This is a genomic window from Amycolatopsis kentuckyensis, from assembly GCF_041679295.1.
Lineage (GTDB): Bacteria > Actinomycetota > Actinomycetes > Mycobacteriales > Pseudonocardiaceae > Amycolatopsis > Amycolatopsis kentuckyensis_A.
Window position 1 is genome coordinate 594,741 of the sequence record NZ_JBGDMD010000002.1, and the last position, 14,325, is coordinate 609,065.

The 14,325-nt window shown below is 71.9% G+C and carries 14 protein-coding genes; 6 read left to right on the forward strand and 8 right to left on the reverse strand.

The window, feature by feature from the left end; translation table 11 throughout:
• The first annotated feature begins 48 nt into the window (after window positions 1-48).
• On the forward strand, window positions 49-306 hold the full coding sequence (locus ACERZO_RS08905) for a hypothetical protein (RefSeq protein WP_372664055.1): 258 nt from the start codon (window positions 49-51) through the stop codon (window positions 304-306).
• On the opposite strand, the gene ACERZO_RS08910 is transcribed toward ACERZO_RS08905, so the two are convergent.
• Complete coding sequence (locus ACERZO_RS08910) at window positions 293-1,516, reverse strand: MFS transporter (RefSeq protein WP_372664056.1); 1,224 nt, start codon at window positions 1,514-1,516, stop codon at window positions 293-295. The two genes, ACERZO_RS08905 and ACERZO_RS08910, sit on opposite strands and share 14 nt — an antisense overlap.
• A gap of 166 nt (window positions 1,517-1,682) precedes the next feature.
• Entirely contained in the window at window positions 1,683-2,240 is a 558-nt protein-coding gene (locus tag ACERZO_RS08915) for an ArsR/SmtB family transcription factor (RefSeq protein WP_372664057.1), read from the reverse strand.
• Between the two features lie 102 nt (window positions 2,241-2,342).
• Here ACERZO_RS08915 and ACERZO_RS08920 point away from each other — a divergent pair, with 102 nt between their 5' ends.
• On the forward strand, window positions 2,343-3,287 hold the full coding sequence (locus ACERZO_RS08920) for an aldo/keto reductase (protein ID WP_372664058.1): 945 nt from the start codon (window positions 2,343-2,345) through the stop codon (window positions 3,285-3,287).
• Here the strand turns inward: ACERZO_RS08920 and pqqB are convergent.
• The 6 genes from pqqB to ACERZO_RS08950 form a co-directional block, all read right to left on the reverse strand.
• Entirely contained in the window at window positions 3,284-4,102 is an 819-nt protein-coding gene (gene pqqB / locus ACERZO_RS08925) for a pyrroloquinoline quinone biosynthesis protein PqqB (protein WP_372664059.1), read from the reverse strand. The genes ACERZO_RS08920 and pqqB overlap by 4 nt on opposite strands.
• Window positions 4,099-5,163 (reverse strand): pyrroloquinoline quinone biosynthesis protein PqqE, encoded by a 1,065-nt coding sequence (pqqE, locus tag ACERZO_RS08930; protein WP_372664060.1) that lies wholly within the window; start codon window positions 5,161-5,163, stop codon window positions 4,099-4,101. The genes pqqB and pqqE overlap by 4 nt, the downstream gene beginning before the upstream one ends.
• The gene (gene pqqD, locus ACERZO_RS08935) at window positions 5,154-5,420 is read right to left on the reverse strand and encodes a pyrroloquinoline quinone biosynthesis peptide chaperone PqqD (protein ID WP_372664061.1); all 267 of its coding nucleotides are present in this window, start codon (window positions 5,418-5,420) and stop codon (window positions 5,154-5,156) included. Before pqqD ends, pqqE begins: the two co-directional genes overlap by 10 nt.
• Window positions 5,417-6,106 (reverse strand): pyrroloquinoline-quinone synthase PqqC, encoded by a 690-nt coding sequence (gene pqqC / locus ACERZO_RS08940; RefSeq protein ID WP_372664062.1) that lies wholly within the window; start codon window positions 6,104-6,106, stop codon window positions 5,417-5,419. Before pqqC ends, pqqD begins: the two co-directional genes overlap by 4 nt.
• 3 nt (window positions 6,107-6,109) lie before the next feature.
• On the reverse strand, window positions 6,110-6,205 hold the full coding sequence (gene pqqA, locus ACERZO_RS08945; protein WP_086670354.1) for a pyrroloquinoline quinone precursor peptide PqqA: 96 nt from the start codon (window positions 6,203-6,205) through the stop codon (window positions 6,110-6,112).
• 114 nt (window positions 6,206-6,319) lie between these two features.
• Window positions 6,320-7,684, reverse strand: a complete 1,365-nt coding sequence (locus tag ACERZO_RS08950) for a WS/DGAT/MGAT family O-acyltransferase (protein ID WP_372664063.1) — start codon at window positions 7,682-7,684, stop codon at window positions 6,320-6,322.
• Between the two features lie 80 nt (window positions 7,685-7,764).
• Between ACERZO_RS08950 and ACERZO_RS08955 the strand changes: the two genes are divergently transcribed.
• The 4 genes from ACERZO_RS08955 (at window position 7,765) to ACERZO_RS08970 (ending at window position 14,325) form a co-directional block, all read left to right on the forward strand.
• Entirely contained in the window at window positions 7,765-8,943 is a 1,179-nt protein-coding gene (locus ACERZO_RS08955; RefSeq protein WP_372664064.1) for an NAD(P)/FAD-dependent oxidoreductase, read from the forward strand.
• Between the two features lie 71 nt (window positions 8,944-9,014).
• Window positions 9,015-10,610, forward strand: coding sequence for a thiamine pyrophosphate-binding protein (locus ACERZO_RS08960; protein ID WP_444843218.1), 1,596 nt, complete (start codon window positions 9,015-9,017; stop codon window positions 10,608-10,610).
• The gene (locus ACERZO_RS08965) at window positions 10,607-12,628 is read left to right on the forward strand and encodes a hydantoinase/oxoprolinase family protein (RefSeq protein WP_372664066.1); all 2,022 of its coding nucleotides are present in this window, start codon (window positions 10,607-10,609) and stop codon (window positions 12,626-12,628) included. The genes ACERZO_RS08960 and ACERZO_RS08965 overlap by 4 nt, the downstream gene beginning before the upstream one ends.
• Window positions 12,625-14,325, forward strand: coding sequence for a hydantoinase B/oxoprolinase family protein (locus tag ACERZO_RS08970; RefSeq protein WP_372664067.1), 1,701 nt, complete (start codon window positions 12,625-12,627; stop codon window positions 14,323-14,325). Before ACERZO_RS08965 ends, ACERZO_RS08970 begins: the two co-directional genes overlap by 4 nt.

Here is a 14,325-nt window from a genome sequence, read left to right on the forward strand (position 1 = left end):
GGGTGAAACCCGTGCCGGTGCGGCGAAGGCTGTGCCACTGTCGGCCGGGTGAACGCTGAAGGCTGGCGGTACGAAAGCGTCATCCCGACCGTCGACCCGGCGGGCGAGCCGACCCGGGTGGTGGTGGGCCTGATCGAGCAGGGCGACCGGCTGACGGCGGCCCTCCGGGTGGACGACGGCAAAGCGGCGCTGGTCCCCCTGGAGACGGGCGGCGAGCTGCTGAAAGTGCTGCGGGAGACGCTGGAGAGCTGGTGGCGCCTGGAGGGCCACCGCGACCTGACCCCGGAACGCCTCACGCCGGGGTGACCGGCGCGCGGCGGACCAGTCCACGGATCTGCGGGTTGACCAGGACGACCGCCGTCGCGGTGACGACCAGCGCCGCGGCGCCGAGGAGCGTCGCCGAGCGGCCGGCGTGCTCGGCCAGCGGGCCCGCGGCGATCTGGCCGAGCGGCATCGCGATGAACGAGCCGAGCATGTCGTAGGAGTAGACGCGGGCGAGCTTCTCCGGCGGCACGTTCTCCTGCAGCGAGACGTCCCACGCCACCGCGAACTGCTCGATCGCGACGCCCGAGAGGAACATCGCGAACAGCAGCGGCAGCAGGTACGGCGTCTGGCCGAGGGCGAGCATCGGCAGGGCGTCGACCATCACGAGCGCGACGCCGATCAGCAGCATCCGCCGGGGTTGCCAGCGGGCGGCGAGGACGCCGCCGAGCAATGACCCGGCGGTTTGGACCGCCAGCGCGAGGCCCCAGCCGGTGCGGCCGAACGTGTCGTCGGCGACCAGCGGCCCGATCACCAGCAGCGCGCCCGCGTTGACCGCGTTGACGATCATGAACTGCAGGACGACCATCCACACCCACGACCGCGCGCGGAACTCGCGCCAGCCCTCGGCGAGCTCGGCGAGCGGGCGGCTGCCGGGGATCCGTTCGCCGCGCGGCAGGTGGATGCGCCGGTAGGAGACGGCGGCGGCGAGGAACAGGACGGCGTTCCCGGCGAGCGCCCACCCGGAGCCGGCGAAGGCGACGAGGACCCCGGCGAGGCCCGCACCGGCGATGCGGCCGGCGTTGGAGAGCAGCCGGACGAGCGCGTTCGCCTGGGCGAGCAGCGACGCGGGCACGGTCAACGGCGTGAGCGACGCGGCGGCGGGCAGCGAGATGGCCGAGACGGCGCCGTTGACCAGGCTGAGCCCGACCAGCAGCGGGACGGAGGCGAATCCACAGAGGACGCTGGCGGCGATGGCGGCCTGCGTGAGCGCGGCGGCGGTCTCGGTGCCCTGCAGGATGACGGACCGCGGCAACCGGTCGGCGAGCATCCCGCCGAAGAGCACGAGCAGCACGTTGGCGATCGACCGCGCCCCGACGACGATCCCGAGGTCCACGGCCGAACCGGTCAGATCGACAACGGCGAAGGCCAGCGCGAAGGGCGCGACGGCGTTGGCGAAGTCGGCGAAGGTCCGCCCGGTGACGAGCGCGCGGAACCGAGGTTCGCGAAGCGGGGCGAGGAGTGGGGCACTCATGGAAGCAGCTCCAGGTGGACGGCGGCCGAGCCGGCGCGGTGGCGGGTGCGGGTGGTCGGGGTGAGATGGCGGCTCGGTCGGGCCGGTGCCTCGCCGGCGCCTGGACGAGTGCGAGTGCCCGGCGTAAGCCGGCATCCCGGCAGGGCGGGGGCTGCGGCCGCCGCGCTCACCGGCGCTCGTCCTCCGGCTGGGCGTCTGCTGGCGAAGCCGCACTCGCCGCGGCTTCCTCCAATTCGAACAGCGCCACACTCGCGCTGACTCGGACCGTCCCGGGGGTGCGCGGTGGCTGGGCCGCGGCGTGCAACTCCCCGCTCAGCTCCGATGCCTGCTTCAGCACCCGCGCCCACACTGCCGGGTCCACCCACAGCTCCGCGTCCGTCAACGATGCCCGGCGGCCGTGGGCTCGCTGCGATGCCCGCCGGAGCAGTTCGCCCGCTATCGCCTTGGTCAGCAACTGCTCCTCGACTGGTGAACGGCTGGTCAAGCGGCGGCCCGAGTCCGGGTCGTGGCGGTAGCGCTTCGCTCGGCCGCCGCGGATCGTCACCTCCTCCGCCACCTCCAGCAGGCCCGCTTCGTGCAGGCGGCGCACGTGGTAGCTGATGTTCGCCTGCGTGCCGTCCAGCTCGCGCGCCGCTTCGGCTGCGCTCAGGGCCGTTCCCGTCAGCAACGAGAGGATCCGCATGCGGAGCGGGTGCGCCAGCACTCGCAGGTTGTCGTGGGGCATGGCGTCAGTCTGACATGACCGTCAAAGAGTTATTTGGGGGTCTCGTTGGCCGGGAAGATCGCCCCAATGGTCCGACGTCTGTGTTGTGCTGGACGCATGCGTATGACGATCTTGGGTCGCAGCGGCCTGGAAGTGTCGAAGATCGCCTTCGGCACCTGGCAGCTCGGCGGCGACTGGGGCACGTTCGACGAAGACACCGCGATCGCGGCGATCCACCACGCCCGCGACCTCGGCGTGAACTTCTTCGACACCGCGCAGGCCTACGGCCGCGGCCGATCCGAGGTGCTGCTGGGGCGGGCCCTCCGCAAGGAAAAGGACGTCGTCATCGCCACCAAGGGCGGCATCAACCCGCGCGCCGAACGGCCGCGCGACTCCCGCCGCGCCTGGCTCACCCAGGGGCTCGACCAGAGCCTGCGCAACCTGGCCGTCGACCACATCGACCTCTACCAGGTGCACTGGCCCGACCCGGACACGCCGGCGGCGGACGTCGCCGGGGTGCTGCGGGAGTTCGTCGACGCCGGGAAGGTCCGCCACGTCGGCGTCTCGAACTACACCGCGGAACAGCTCGAAGACCTCGGCGTGGCCGAGACGCTCCAGCCGCCGTACCACCTGTTCCGCCGCGGTATCGAGACCGATCCGCTGCCCTACGCACACGCCGAGAACATCGGCGTCTTCGTATACAGCCCGCTCGGCAGCGGCCTGCTCACCGGCGCGCTCACCCCGGATACGACCTTCGAACCCACCGACTGGCGCTCGAAGTCCAGCGCGTTCCAGGGCGACAACCTGCGCCGCAACCTCAAGATCGTCGACGACCTCACGGCGTACGGCGCGCGCCGGGGTCTCGAAGTCGGCCAGCTCGCCATCGCCTGGACGCTCGCCCGGCCCGGCGTGCACGCCGCCATCGTCGGCGCGCGGCGGCCGAAGCACATCGAAGCGAGCATCGCCGCCGCCGACGTCGAGCTGACGTCGGATGACTTGGCCGAGATCGACCGGATCACCGCCGACGCCGTCCAGGTCGCCGGCGCCGCTCCCGAGGGCATCGCCTAGAGCACGTACGTGGCGCCGTCCGGTGGCAGCAGCGCGCCGGCGGCCAGGACGGCCGCGTGCTCGGGCGATGCCGGGTCCAGCACCGGGTTCGTGTTGTTGAGGTGCGTGAACGCCCAGCGCCGCCCGGCGATCCGCGGCAGGCTCGCCGTGATCGGCAGGTGCCCCATCGCGAGCTGGTCCGGTCCGCCGACTCCAGCCATTTCGTCCGGCGCGTAGAAGGTTCCGTCGAGCAGGACCAGCGAGGCACCGTCCACAAAGGAATCGAATCCGGGAGGCCAGCTCTTGAGGCACGGCGCGTAGACCAGGACGCCGCCGGTCGCGAGGTCCGAGATCCGGTAGGCGACCACCCACGGACCTTCCCCAGTGGCCGCGTACTTGGGCTTCTTGTCGCTCACCGGCAGCACGTCGACGCGCAGCCCGGGAAGATCCGTGAGTGACGTCCAGCCGCCGTAGCCGTCGACTATCGAGCGGAACGGAGACAGCGCGCGCAGCACAGCGTCCGGTGCCCGCACCGGCAGCCCGCCGGCCTCGCGCAGCATCAGCAACCCCAGCGTGTGGTCGAGTTCGGCGTCGGTGAGCAGCACCCCGAGCAGCGGGATCTCCCGCGGCCCCGGCCCGGCCCGCAGCTCGGGCGTCCCGAGGATCTGGGCGCGGATGTCCGGCGAGCAGTTGAGCAGGTACCAGCCGGCGCCGTCCGCGCTGATCGCGACGCAGTCCTGCGAGCGCGGCGGCAGCCCGGACGCGCACAGCCGGCACGCGCAGTTCCACTGTGGACACCCGCCGCCCGCCGCGGTGCCGAGCAGGATCACCTTCACCGGCGCATGACCAGGTCGGCGGCCGGTGGCCGGGACAGCGCGAGGTCGACCAGTGAACGCTGCGGAGACCGCGAGCACACCGGGTCGGTCGCCGCCGCGTCGCCGGTGAGCAGGAACGCCTGGCAGCGGCAGCCGCCGAAGTCGAGCCCGCGGCGGTCGCACGTGCGGCACGGTTCGGACATCCAGTCCTCGCCTCGGTAGGCGTTGAACGACTCGGACCGGTACCAGATGTCGGCCAACGGCGTGTCCCGCACGGACGAAAGCCGCAGCGTCGAGATCGCCGACGCCGCCGGGCACGGCAGGACCGTCCCGTCCGGCGCGATGGTCAGCTGCCGCGCGCCCCACCCGTACATGCACGGCTTCGGGTACGGCTCGTAGTAGTCGGCGACGACGTAGACGATCTCCATCGTGCCCCGCAAGCGCGAAACCGCCGCCCGCACCACCGGTTCCGCCGCGGCGAGCTGCTCGGGAGTCGGCATCAGCGCCGACCGGTTCCGCAACGCCCAGCCGTAGTACTGCGTGTTCGCCAGCTCGAGCCGGTCCGCGCCCATCCGCTCGGCCAGTTCGATGATCCCGGCCAGCTGGTCGTGGTTGCGCCGGTGCAGCACGACGTTCAGCGACAGCGGAAGTCCGGCCGACTTCACCAAGGCGGCCGCGGCGAGCTTGTGGTCGAACGCCTTGGCGCCGGCCAGCAGGTCGGACCGCTCCCGCGTCGCACCCTGCGCCGACAGCTGGACGTGCGCCAGTCCCCGCGAGACGAGGTCGTCGAGCCGGGCCGCGGTGAGCCCGAGCCCGGAGGTGACGAGGTTGACGTAGCACCCGAGCGAACTCGCGTGCGCCACCAGTTCCGGCAGGTCCGGGCGGGCCAGCGGCTCGCCGCCGGACAGGTGCACCTGCAGCACGCCCAGTTCACGCGCTTGCGAGAGCACCGAAATCCAGTCCGCGGTGGACAGTTCGGCGGCGCGCGAAACCAGCTCCACCGGGTTCGAGCAATACGGACAGTGCAGCGGGCAGCGGTGGGTCAGCTCGGCCAGCAGCCCGAGCGGCGGTTTCACGTCCACGCGACGACCCGCCGTTCGCCCAGCCGGGCCAGCACGTCGAGGACGTCCTGCTCCCGGACGCCGGTGAAGCGGCTGCCCAGCGCCGAGGCGATGTCGGTGACGGTCCGGACGCCGTCGCACAGTTCGAGCACCGCCGCCGCGGTGGTGTTCGGCACCAGCACGCCCTCCGGGAACAGCAGCACGTGCGTCTCGCGGACGTGGTCGAAGGACAATCGGACACCGCGCCGGAGCTGCGGGACCGAACCCACGGTGATCACCGCGCCGCCCGCTCGATCGCGTCCAGCATCGACCACAGGACGTCGCACTTGAACGACAGCGCGGCGATCGCGCGGTCCTGCTGCTCGCGCGTGACGCAGTGGCGGACCACGATGTCGAGCGTGTCCTTGCCCTCGCCGGAGACCTTGTCGATGCGGTTGGTGAAGTACGCGAGGTCCTCGGGCGCGATCCATGAGTAGTGCGCGAGCATGTCCGCGACGCGCTGCTGCATCAGGTGGCCGGCGAACATCTCGGTGAGCCCGGACGCGACGGCCTCCCACCACGGCTTCGTCCGCGCGAACGTCACGTAGGCGTCGACGGCGAACCGGACCCCGGGAGCGACGTGCCGCTCGTCGAGCACCTCGTCGCGGTCCAGGCCGACGGCCTCGCACAGCCGCAGCCAGCGCTCGATCCCGCCGGTGCCGGCGTGCGGGCCGTCGTGGTAGACGATCCGGTCGAGCCACTGGCGCCGGATCTCCGGCAGCGGGCAGTTGCTGATGATCGCCGCGTCCTTCTGCGGCAGCATGCACTGGTAGTACCAGCGGTTGGCCGCCCAGGTCCGCAGCCCGTGCGCGTCGAGCTCGCCCGCGTGCAGCCGGTGGTGGAACGGGTGCGTGCCCCAGTAACGGGTGGAAAGTCCGCGCAGGGCCGCGATGAATGCGCTTTCCGCGAGCGGCTCGACGGGCACCGGTCAGTCCGCCATGCGGGCCGCGTAGGCGGTGACCTCCATGGGGGTTTCGTACTCGACGAAGTCGGGAGTCGTCCACACCTCAACGGATTCGGTCATTTCCTGCTCCTCTCCGGGACTGATCGCCGCCACCCTAAGAGCGGGCGGACGCGACTGACCAGCCAGTTCGGAAAGATTCCTTCCGACGGGGGAGCGGGCGTGTCGGTGAGCGGGTTACTTTACCGCAGCTTCGAGTTCCACCAAGGCCGTGTCGAGGTGTGTCAGGATCCGCTGCAGGTGCGGCACGCTGCGGCGGCACCCGGTGACGCCGAAGTCGAGGTGGTCGCCGTTGCTGGTCAGCGTGATGTTGACGGCCTGGCCGTCGAGCAGCACCGACGCCGGGTAGATGCCGTCGAGCTGCGCGCCGTTCCAGTACATCTGCTTGCGCGGCCCCGGCACGTTCGAGATCACCAGGTTGAACGGCGGCCGCGTGTTGTTGACGACGCCCGGGATCGGCGAGACACCCAGCTGAGCGACGTTAACGGCCGATAACAGCAGCGTCTGCAACGGTGTCAGCTCCGAGAACAGCCGCTTGCCGTTGCGCATCGACTGGTGGATCGTCACGAGCCGCTTGCCCGCGTCCGGCAGGTCGGTGGCCAGGTTGCACAGCAGCGCGCCGATGTTGTTGCCGGCCGCTTCGCCCGGGTCGTTCTGCCGCCGCAGCGACACCGGCACCATCGCGATCAGCGGCGCGTCCGGCAGCGCGCGCTGCTCGATGAGGTAGTCCCGCAGCGCGCCCGAGCACATCGCGAGCACGACGTCGTTGCGCGACACCCCGGCCGCCGTCGCCACCTGCCGGACGCGGTCCAGTGACCACGACTGCGCCGCGAACCGCCGCGCGCCGCCGATCGGCACGTTGAACATCGTGCGCGGCGCCTGTCCGGGCAGGGTTAACGTGTGTTCACCGAAGGCTTCGCGCGCGACCTTCATCGCGGCCGGCGCCAGGCTCGCGAGCTGGTTGGCGGTCTTGCTCGCGGTCTGCAGGAACGACCGGGGCCGCTTGACGCGCCCTTCGCCCGGCTTCCGCCGGCTGCCCCACCACGGCGGGCAGTCCAGGTCCGCGGGGTCGTCCGACAGCGTGCCCTGCAGCTGGCGCAGCGCCGAGACGCCGTCCATCAGCGCGTGGTGGACCTTGGTGTAGACGGCGAACCGGCCGTCGGCGAGCCCCTCGATGAGGTGCGTCTCCCAGAGCGGCCGGTGCCGGTCGAGCAGGGTGCTGTGCCAGCGGGACGTGAGTTCCAGCAGCTCGCGGATGCGGCCCGGCTGCGGCAGCGCCGAGTGCCGGAAGTGGTAGTCGAGCTCGAGGTCGGTCTCCGCGCGCCAGGCCACGTGCCCCATCGTGTTGACGGGCCGAGCCGGGCGCCGCCGGAACACCGAGCGCATGTTGTCCGATTCGAGCAGGTTCTTGCGGATGTCCCGCAGGTACTCCGGCCCGGCGCCGTCCGGTTTCTTGAACAGCTGCAGGCCGCCCACGTGCATCGGATGCTCGCGCGTTTCGACGAGGAGGAACATCGAGTCGGTCACGGGCATCATCGCCATGGGACATCACCTTCCGCACTCGGCACGCCGACTCTACGCGCCCGGCGGCCGCTGGTGGATCACGTTCTACATTGGCGAGTATGACCGTCGCCGGCGCCCGGGAAACGTCGTTGCCACCGATGGCCGAGTGCGTGGTGATCGGGGGCGGGGTGATCGGCGTGAGCTGCGCGTTCCGCTTGGCGGAAGCCGGCGTCGACGTCCTGCTCCTGGAACGCGACGGGCTGGGCGGAGGCTCGACGGCGAAGGCCGCGGGCGGCATCCGGTCGTCGTTCACCAGCCGCGTGAACGTCGAGCTGGGACTGCGCGGGCTCGCCGCATACAGTGCTTTCCCGGAGCGGTTCGGCACGGAGATCGACTTCCGCCGCGATGGCTACCTGTACCTGCTCATCGACCCGGCGGACGTGAGCGCAATCGGACATTGCGCGGAGCTGCAGCGCGAGTACGGCGTCCGCAGTCACCTGCTGGAGCCCGCGGAAGCGCGCGCGGTGCTGCCGATGCTCGAGACGGACGGGATCGTTGCGGCGCTCTGGTCCCCGGACGACGCGAAGGCGACACCGGACGCCGTCGTGCAGGGCTACGCGCGAGCCGCGCGGGTGTGCGGGGCGACGCTGCGCACCGGCGTCGAGGTCACCGGTGTCGAGCGCGACGGCGACACGTTAACCGGCGTTAACACCACGGCGGGGTTCGTCCGGACCGGTGCGGTCGTGTGCGCGGCGGGCGCGTGGTCCGGCCGGATCGGGGAGCTGGCCGGGTTGGACCTCCCCGTGCGGCCGTTCCGGCGGCAGGTCGTCTTCACCGGGCCGGTGCCCGGGCTGCCGGAGCGGGTCCCGCTGACCATCGAGCTGCCGTCGGCGTTCTACTTCCACCGCGAAGGCGCGGGGCTGGCGATGTCGTTCAGCGAGGACGACGGCTTCCCGGGGTTCGACACCCGCTACGAACCGGGCGAGTGGCTGCCGCGGCTGGCCGAGCTCGCGGGCCGCCGGATCCCGGCCGTGCTCGACGCCGGCGTCCGGACGGCCTGGGCCGGCTTGTACGAAATGACGCCGGACCGCAACCAGATCATCGGGGAAAGCGTCCTGTTGTCACGGTTCTTCTACGCGACCGGCTTCTCCGGCCACGGCTTCCAGATGGGCCCGGCGGCCGGCGAGCTGATCCGGGACCTCTACCTGGGCAGACCGACGGCGGTGGACATCACCGAGCTGGACGTCCGGCGCTTCGGCTGCGCCGATACCGCACCGGTGGAGCGGCACATCGTCTAGGGGCTGATTGCCAGATCGTTCAACGATCTGGCAGTATCCGCGCCGTGGCTGTGAGTGGTGCTCGGGAGCTGGTGGACGCGCTCGAAGGGCTGGGGACGGAGATCGTTTTCGGCCTCCCGGGGGTGCACAACCTGCCGTTGTGGGAGGCGCTCGCCGAGACCCGCATCAAGCTCGTCGGGGTCCGCCACGAACAGACAGCGGGCTACGCGGCCGACGGCTACGCGCGCGCGACCGGCAAGCTCGGCGTCGCCCTCGTCACCACCGGTCCGGGCGCGGCGAACACGCTCGGCGCGGTCGGCGAAGCCATGGCGTCCGCGGCGCCGGTGCTGGTCATCGCCACCGACATCCCCTCGACGCTGCGGCGGCCCGGCGTCGTCCGCGGCGTGCTGCACGAGACTTCCGACCAGCAGGCGATGTTCGCGCCGGTGACCAAGGGCGGCTTCACCGTGCGGGCCGCCGACCAGATCGGCACCACCGTGCACCGCGCCGCCCGGCTCGCGCTGCAGCCGCAGAGCGGTCCCGTCTACCTCGGCGTGCCGACCGACTACCTGCGCGAGACGGTGCCGCACCGGCGTCCGCCCGCGCCGCACCGCAAGCCCGACGGCGACGTCCCCGACCTCGCGCGCGCCGAGGCCCTGCTGTCCGACGCGGAGCACCCGCTGATCTGGGCGGGCGGCGGCGCGCTGCGGTCCGGGGCGGGGGACGCCATCGGCGCGCTCGCCGAGAAGATCGCCGCGCCGGTCATCACGACCTTCGGTGCCCGCGGCCTGCTCCCGCTCGACCACCCGTGCCTCGCGCCGAACCCGGTGCACACGCCGGAGGTCGGCGAGCTGTGGGACGAGGCCGACGTCGTGCTCGCCATCGGCACCGACTTCGACGGCCTGATGACGCAGAACTGGCGGATGCCGAAGCCGCGCAAGCTGATCGCGGTCAACGTCGACGCCGACGACGCCGCGAAGAACTACCAGCCCGACCTGACGCTCGTCGGCGACGCGCGCGGGATCGTCGAGCGGCTGCTGCCGAAGGAACGGCCGGGCCTGGACGACATCACCCTGCGGCTGGCCGGCATCGGCCGCCGGGTGCGCCAGCGGATCCGCGAGGAGGAACCGCAGGCCTACGACTTCCTGTCCACTTTGGACGAGGTGCTGCCGACGGACGCCGTGCTGGTGTCCGACATGTGCGTCGCCGGGTACTGGGTCGGCGGTTTCCACCGGGTCCGGGCGCCGCGCAAGCTCGCCTACCCGATGGGCTGGGGCACCCTGGGCTACGGCTTCCCGGCGTCGCTCGGCGCCGCCGCGGCCGGCGTCGGCCGCGCCATCTGCATCACCGGCGACGGCGGTTTCCTCTACGGCTGCGGCGATCTGGCGACGCTCGCGCAGGAGCAGCTGCCGGTCACGGTCGTCCTCGTCGACGACGGCGGGTACGGCATGCTGCGCTACGACCAGGACCGCTCGGGTCTCGCGCGGCGCGGAGTCGACTGGGACAGCCCGGACTTCGTCGGCCTCGCGCGGTCCTTCGGCGTGCACGCGGACCGCGTGTCCGGGTTCGGCCGGGCGTTCCGGCGGCTGCTCGGCGAGTTCGTCGAGTCGGACGAGCCGAACGTCCTGGTCGTGAAAGCCAGGCTGAAGCCGCCGCTCAACACGTCGCCGCGGTGGTACCGGACATGAGGATCGGCGTCGACATCGGCGGCACGTTCACCGACGTCTGCGCGGTGGACGACACCGGGATCGTCGCGGTCGGCAAGGTCCTGACCACGCACGACGAGCCGGCCCGGGCGGTCGAAGAGGGCCTGGCCGCGCTGGTCACCGACTTCGGCGCCGTCGAGCAGGTCGTGCACGGGACGACGCTGGTGACGAACGCGCTGATCGAGCGCAAGGGGTCGCGGACCGCGCTGCTCGCGACGGCCGGCTTCCGCGACGTCCTGGAGATGCGCCGCGAGCACCGGTACGAGCTGTACGACCTGCACCTCGAACTGCCCGCGTCGCTGGTTCCGCGGCACCTGCGGTTCGACGTCCCGGAGCGGGTCCTCGCCGACGGATCCGTCCACACCGGACTCGACGAGGACTTCGTCGCGAAGCTGGGCCGGGAGCTGGCCGCACGGGGGGTCGAGGCGGTCGCCGTCTGCTTCCTGCACGCGTTCACGAACCCGGCGCACGAGCGGCGGGTGGCGGAGATCCTCGCCGAGGTGGCGCCGTCGCTTCGGGTGGCGCTGTCGTCGGAGGTCGTGCCGGAAATCCGCGAGTTCGAACGCGCGTCGACCACCGTCGCCAACGTGTACGTCCAGGACCTCACCGAGCGCTACCTGCGCGACCTGGAACACCGGCTGCGACGGCTCGGGATCACCGGGGCGTCGCACATCATGCTGTCCAGCGGTGGTCTGGCCACTGTGGACACCGCGGCCCGGCACCCGATCCGCATCCTCGAGTCCGGCCCGGCGGGCGGGGCCCTCGCGGCCGCGGCGGTCGGTCCGGCCGACCTGCTCGCGTTCGACATGGGCGGCACGACGGCGAAGCTGTGCCTGATCGCGGGCGGCGCGCCGCTGGTCACGCACCAGTTCGAAGTGGACCGCAAGTACCGGCTGCTGCCCGGCTCCGGGCTCCCGGTGCAGGTGCCGGTCACCGACATGATCGAGATCGGCGTCGGCGGCGGGTCGATCGCCCGGATCGACGCGCTGGGCCTGCTGACCGTCGGTCCCGACTCGGCCGGGTCCGAGCCCGGCCCGGTCTGCTACGGCCGCGGTGGCACCGAGCCGACGGTGACCGACGCCGACCTCGTGCTCGGCTACCTCGACCCGGGCTACTTTCTCGGCGGCGGCATGCGCCTGGACGCTGAAGCCTCCCGATCGGTGCTGGAGAGCAAGATCGCCGTCCCGCTCGGGGTGAGCGTCGAAGAGGCCGCCTGGGGCATCCACACCAGCGTCAACGAGGACATGGCCAACGCCGCCCGGGTGCACGCCGTCGAGCGCGGCCACGATCCGGCGAAGCTGCCGATGTACACGTTCGGCGGCGCCGGCCCGGTGCACGGCGTCGGGGTCGCGCGCGCTCTCGGGGCGCCGTCGGTCGTCGCGCCACCGGCCGCGGGCGTGCTCAGCGCGGCCGGGTTCCTCACCGCGCCGCTGGCGTTCGACTTCGTCCGGTCGGCCCGCGCGGCCGTGCACGACCTGGCGTGGGAGCAGGTCGACGCGCTGTTCGCCGAGATGGAAGCCGAGGGGACGGCGCTGCTCGCGAAGTCCGGTGCGGCCGAGGTCACCCACCGGCGGATCGCCGAGATGCGCTACGCCGGGCAGGGCTACGAGATCCGCGTTCCGGTGCACGACGGTCCCTGGCCCGCAACGCTGATCGACGAGTTCACCCGGACCTACCGCGCGCTCTACCGGCGATCGGGACCGGAGGTCGGCGTCGAAGTGCTGAACTGGCGGGTGGTTTCGAGCGGCCCCGCGCCGGACGTCACGCTGCGGTTGACGGCACCAGCGCACGGCGGCGACGCGCGCAAGGGCACCCGCAAGGCGTACTTCCCGGCGGCCGGTGGATTTGTCGACACGGCGATCTTCGACCGCTACCTCCTGAAGCCGGGCGAGCGCGTCGACGGACCGGCCATCGTCGAGGAGCGCGAGTCCACTGTGGTCGTCCCGCCGGGCGCGCACTGCGTCGTCCGGGACGACGCCGCGCTGGAGGTGACGGTGTGAACGTCGATCCGATCCTGGTCGGGTTGTTCGGCAACCGCCTGCACTCGATCCTCGCCGAACAGCAGAACGCGCTGGTCAACACGGCCTTCTCCGCTGTTGTCCGCGAATCGCTCGACCTCGCCTGCGCGGTGTTCGACTCGCGCGGCGAGATGATCGGCCAGTCCGTCGGCGGCACGCCCGGCCACATCAACGCGATGGCCACCGGCATGCACCACTTCGTCGCCGCGTACCCGCCGGAGACCCTGGAGCCCGGCGACGTCCTGCTCACCAACGACCCGTGGCAGACGGCCGGGCAGATCAACGACATCACCGTCGCGACGCCGGTGTTCCGGCGCGGCCGGCCGGTCGCGTGGTTCGCGTCCTGCTGCCACGCCCCCGACATCGGCGGCCGGCTCGTGTCCGCCGAGGCCCACGAGGTCTTCGAAGAGGGCCTGCGGCTGCCGATCCTGAAGTTCCTGCGCGCGGGCGAGGTCAACACCGACCTGGAACGGCTGATCCGGGCCAACGTGCGGACGCCGGAGGAGACCATCGGCGACCTCTACGCGCAGGTCACCGGCAACGAAGTCGGGGCGGCGAGCCTGCTGCGGCTGCTGGGCGAGTTCGGCCTCGACACCCTCGACGACGTCGCCGCCGAACTCATGAACCGGTCCGAGACCGCGCTGCGCGACGCCCTGCGGAAGCTGCCGGACGGCGTCTACACCAACGAAATCGTCACCGACGGCTTCGACGACGAAGAGATCGTCCTGCGCGTCACGGCCACTGTGGACGGTGACGCGATCGACCTCGACTTCGCGGGTTCGTCGCCGCAGAGCCGGCGCGGGATCAACGTCGTGCTGAACTACACGCGGGCGTACGCGTCGTTCGCGGTCAAGGCCGCGATCGCGCCGGAGGTGCCGCACAACGCCGGGTCGTTCCGGCCGGTGCGCGTCACCGCGCCCGAAGGCTCGGTGCTGAACTGCCTGCCGCCCGCGCCGGTCGCGTCCCGGCACCTCATCGGGCACTTCCTGCCCTCGCTGCTGATCGGCGCGCTGCCCGGCGCCGCGATCGCGCCGAGCGCGGACGCGCTGTGGATGACCATCTGGCGAGGCCAGGGGTTCATGCTGAACGTCTTCCAGACCGGCGGGATGGGCGCGCGTGCCGGCAAGGACGGGCTGAACACCACCGGGTTCCCGAGTGGACTGCGCTCGACGCCGACCGAGGTCATCGAGACGATGGCGCCGCTGGTCCAGCACACGCGCGAGCTGCGCGTGGACTCCGGCGGCGCCGGGCGGTGGCGGGGCGGGCTCGGCCAGGTGACGAAGATGGCGCTGCGCGACGGCGAAGCGTGGAGCGTCAACGGGAACGTCGATCGCGTGCGCGCGGCGGCCTCCGGGGTGGAGGGTGGAGCGCCCGGTGCGGCCGGCCGGTTCGGCCTGCACGACGGGCCCGACCTGCCCGCGAAGAGCCGCGTCACCCTGACGCCGGAGTCGCTCGTGGACGTCACGCTGCCGGGCGGCGGCGGGTACGGGCCGCCGTTCGAGCGGCCGGTGGCGGCGGTGCTCGCCGACGTCGTCGACGGTTACGTCTCGGTCGACGCCGCACGCAATGTATACGGAGTATCCATCAGGTACCACGGATACCCGGACGCGCTCGTCCGGTTGCCGGAGGACTACGCGGTCGACGAAGAGCAGACAGCACGACTGAGAGCGGGGAAGTAA

Excerpts from the sequence above, each read along its gene's own strand:
- ACERZO_RS08910 (WP_372664056.1), bottom strand. The coding sequence starts at position 1,516 with ATGAGTGCCCCACTCCTCGCCCCGCTTCGCGAACCTCGGTTCCGCGCG.
- ACERZO_RS08965 (WP_372664066.1), top strand. The coding sequence starts at position 10,607 with ATGAGGATCGGCGTCGACATCGGCGGCACGTTCACCGACGTCTGCGCG.
- pqqA (WP_086670354.1), bottom strand. The coding sequence starts at position 6,205 with ATGACCGAATCCGTTGAGGTGTGGACGACTCCCGACTTCGTCGAGTAC.
- ACERZO_RS08915 (WP_372664057.1), bottom strand. The coding sequence starts at position 2,240 with ATGCCCCACGACAACCTGCGAGTGCTGGCGCACCCGCTCCGCATGCGG.
- ACERZO_RS08955 (WP_372664064.1), top strand. The coding sequence starts at position 7,765 with ATGACCGTCGCCGGCGCCCGGGAAACGTCGTTGCCACCGATGGCCGAG.
- ACERZO_RS08950 (WP_372664063.1), bottom strand. The coding sequence starts at position 7,684 with ATGGCGATGATGCCCGTGACCGACTCGATGTTCCTCCTCGTCGAAACG.
- ACERZO_RS08920 (WP_372664058.1), top strand. The coding sequence starts at position 2,343 with ATGACGATCTTGGGTCGCAGCGGCCTGGAAGTGTCGAAGATCGCCTTC.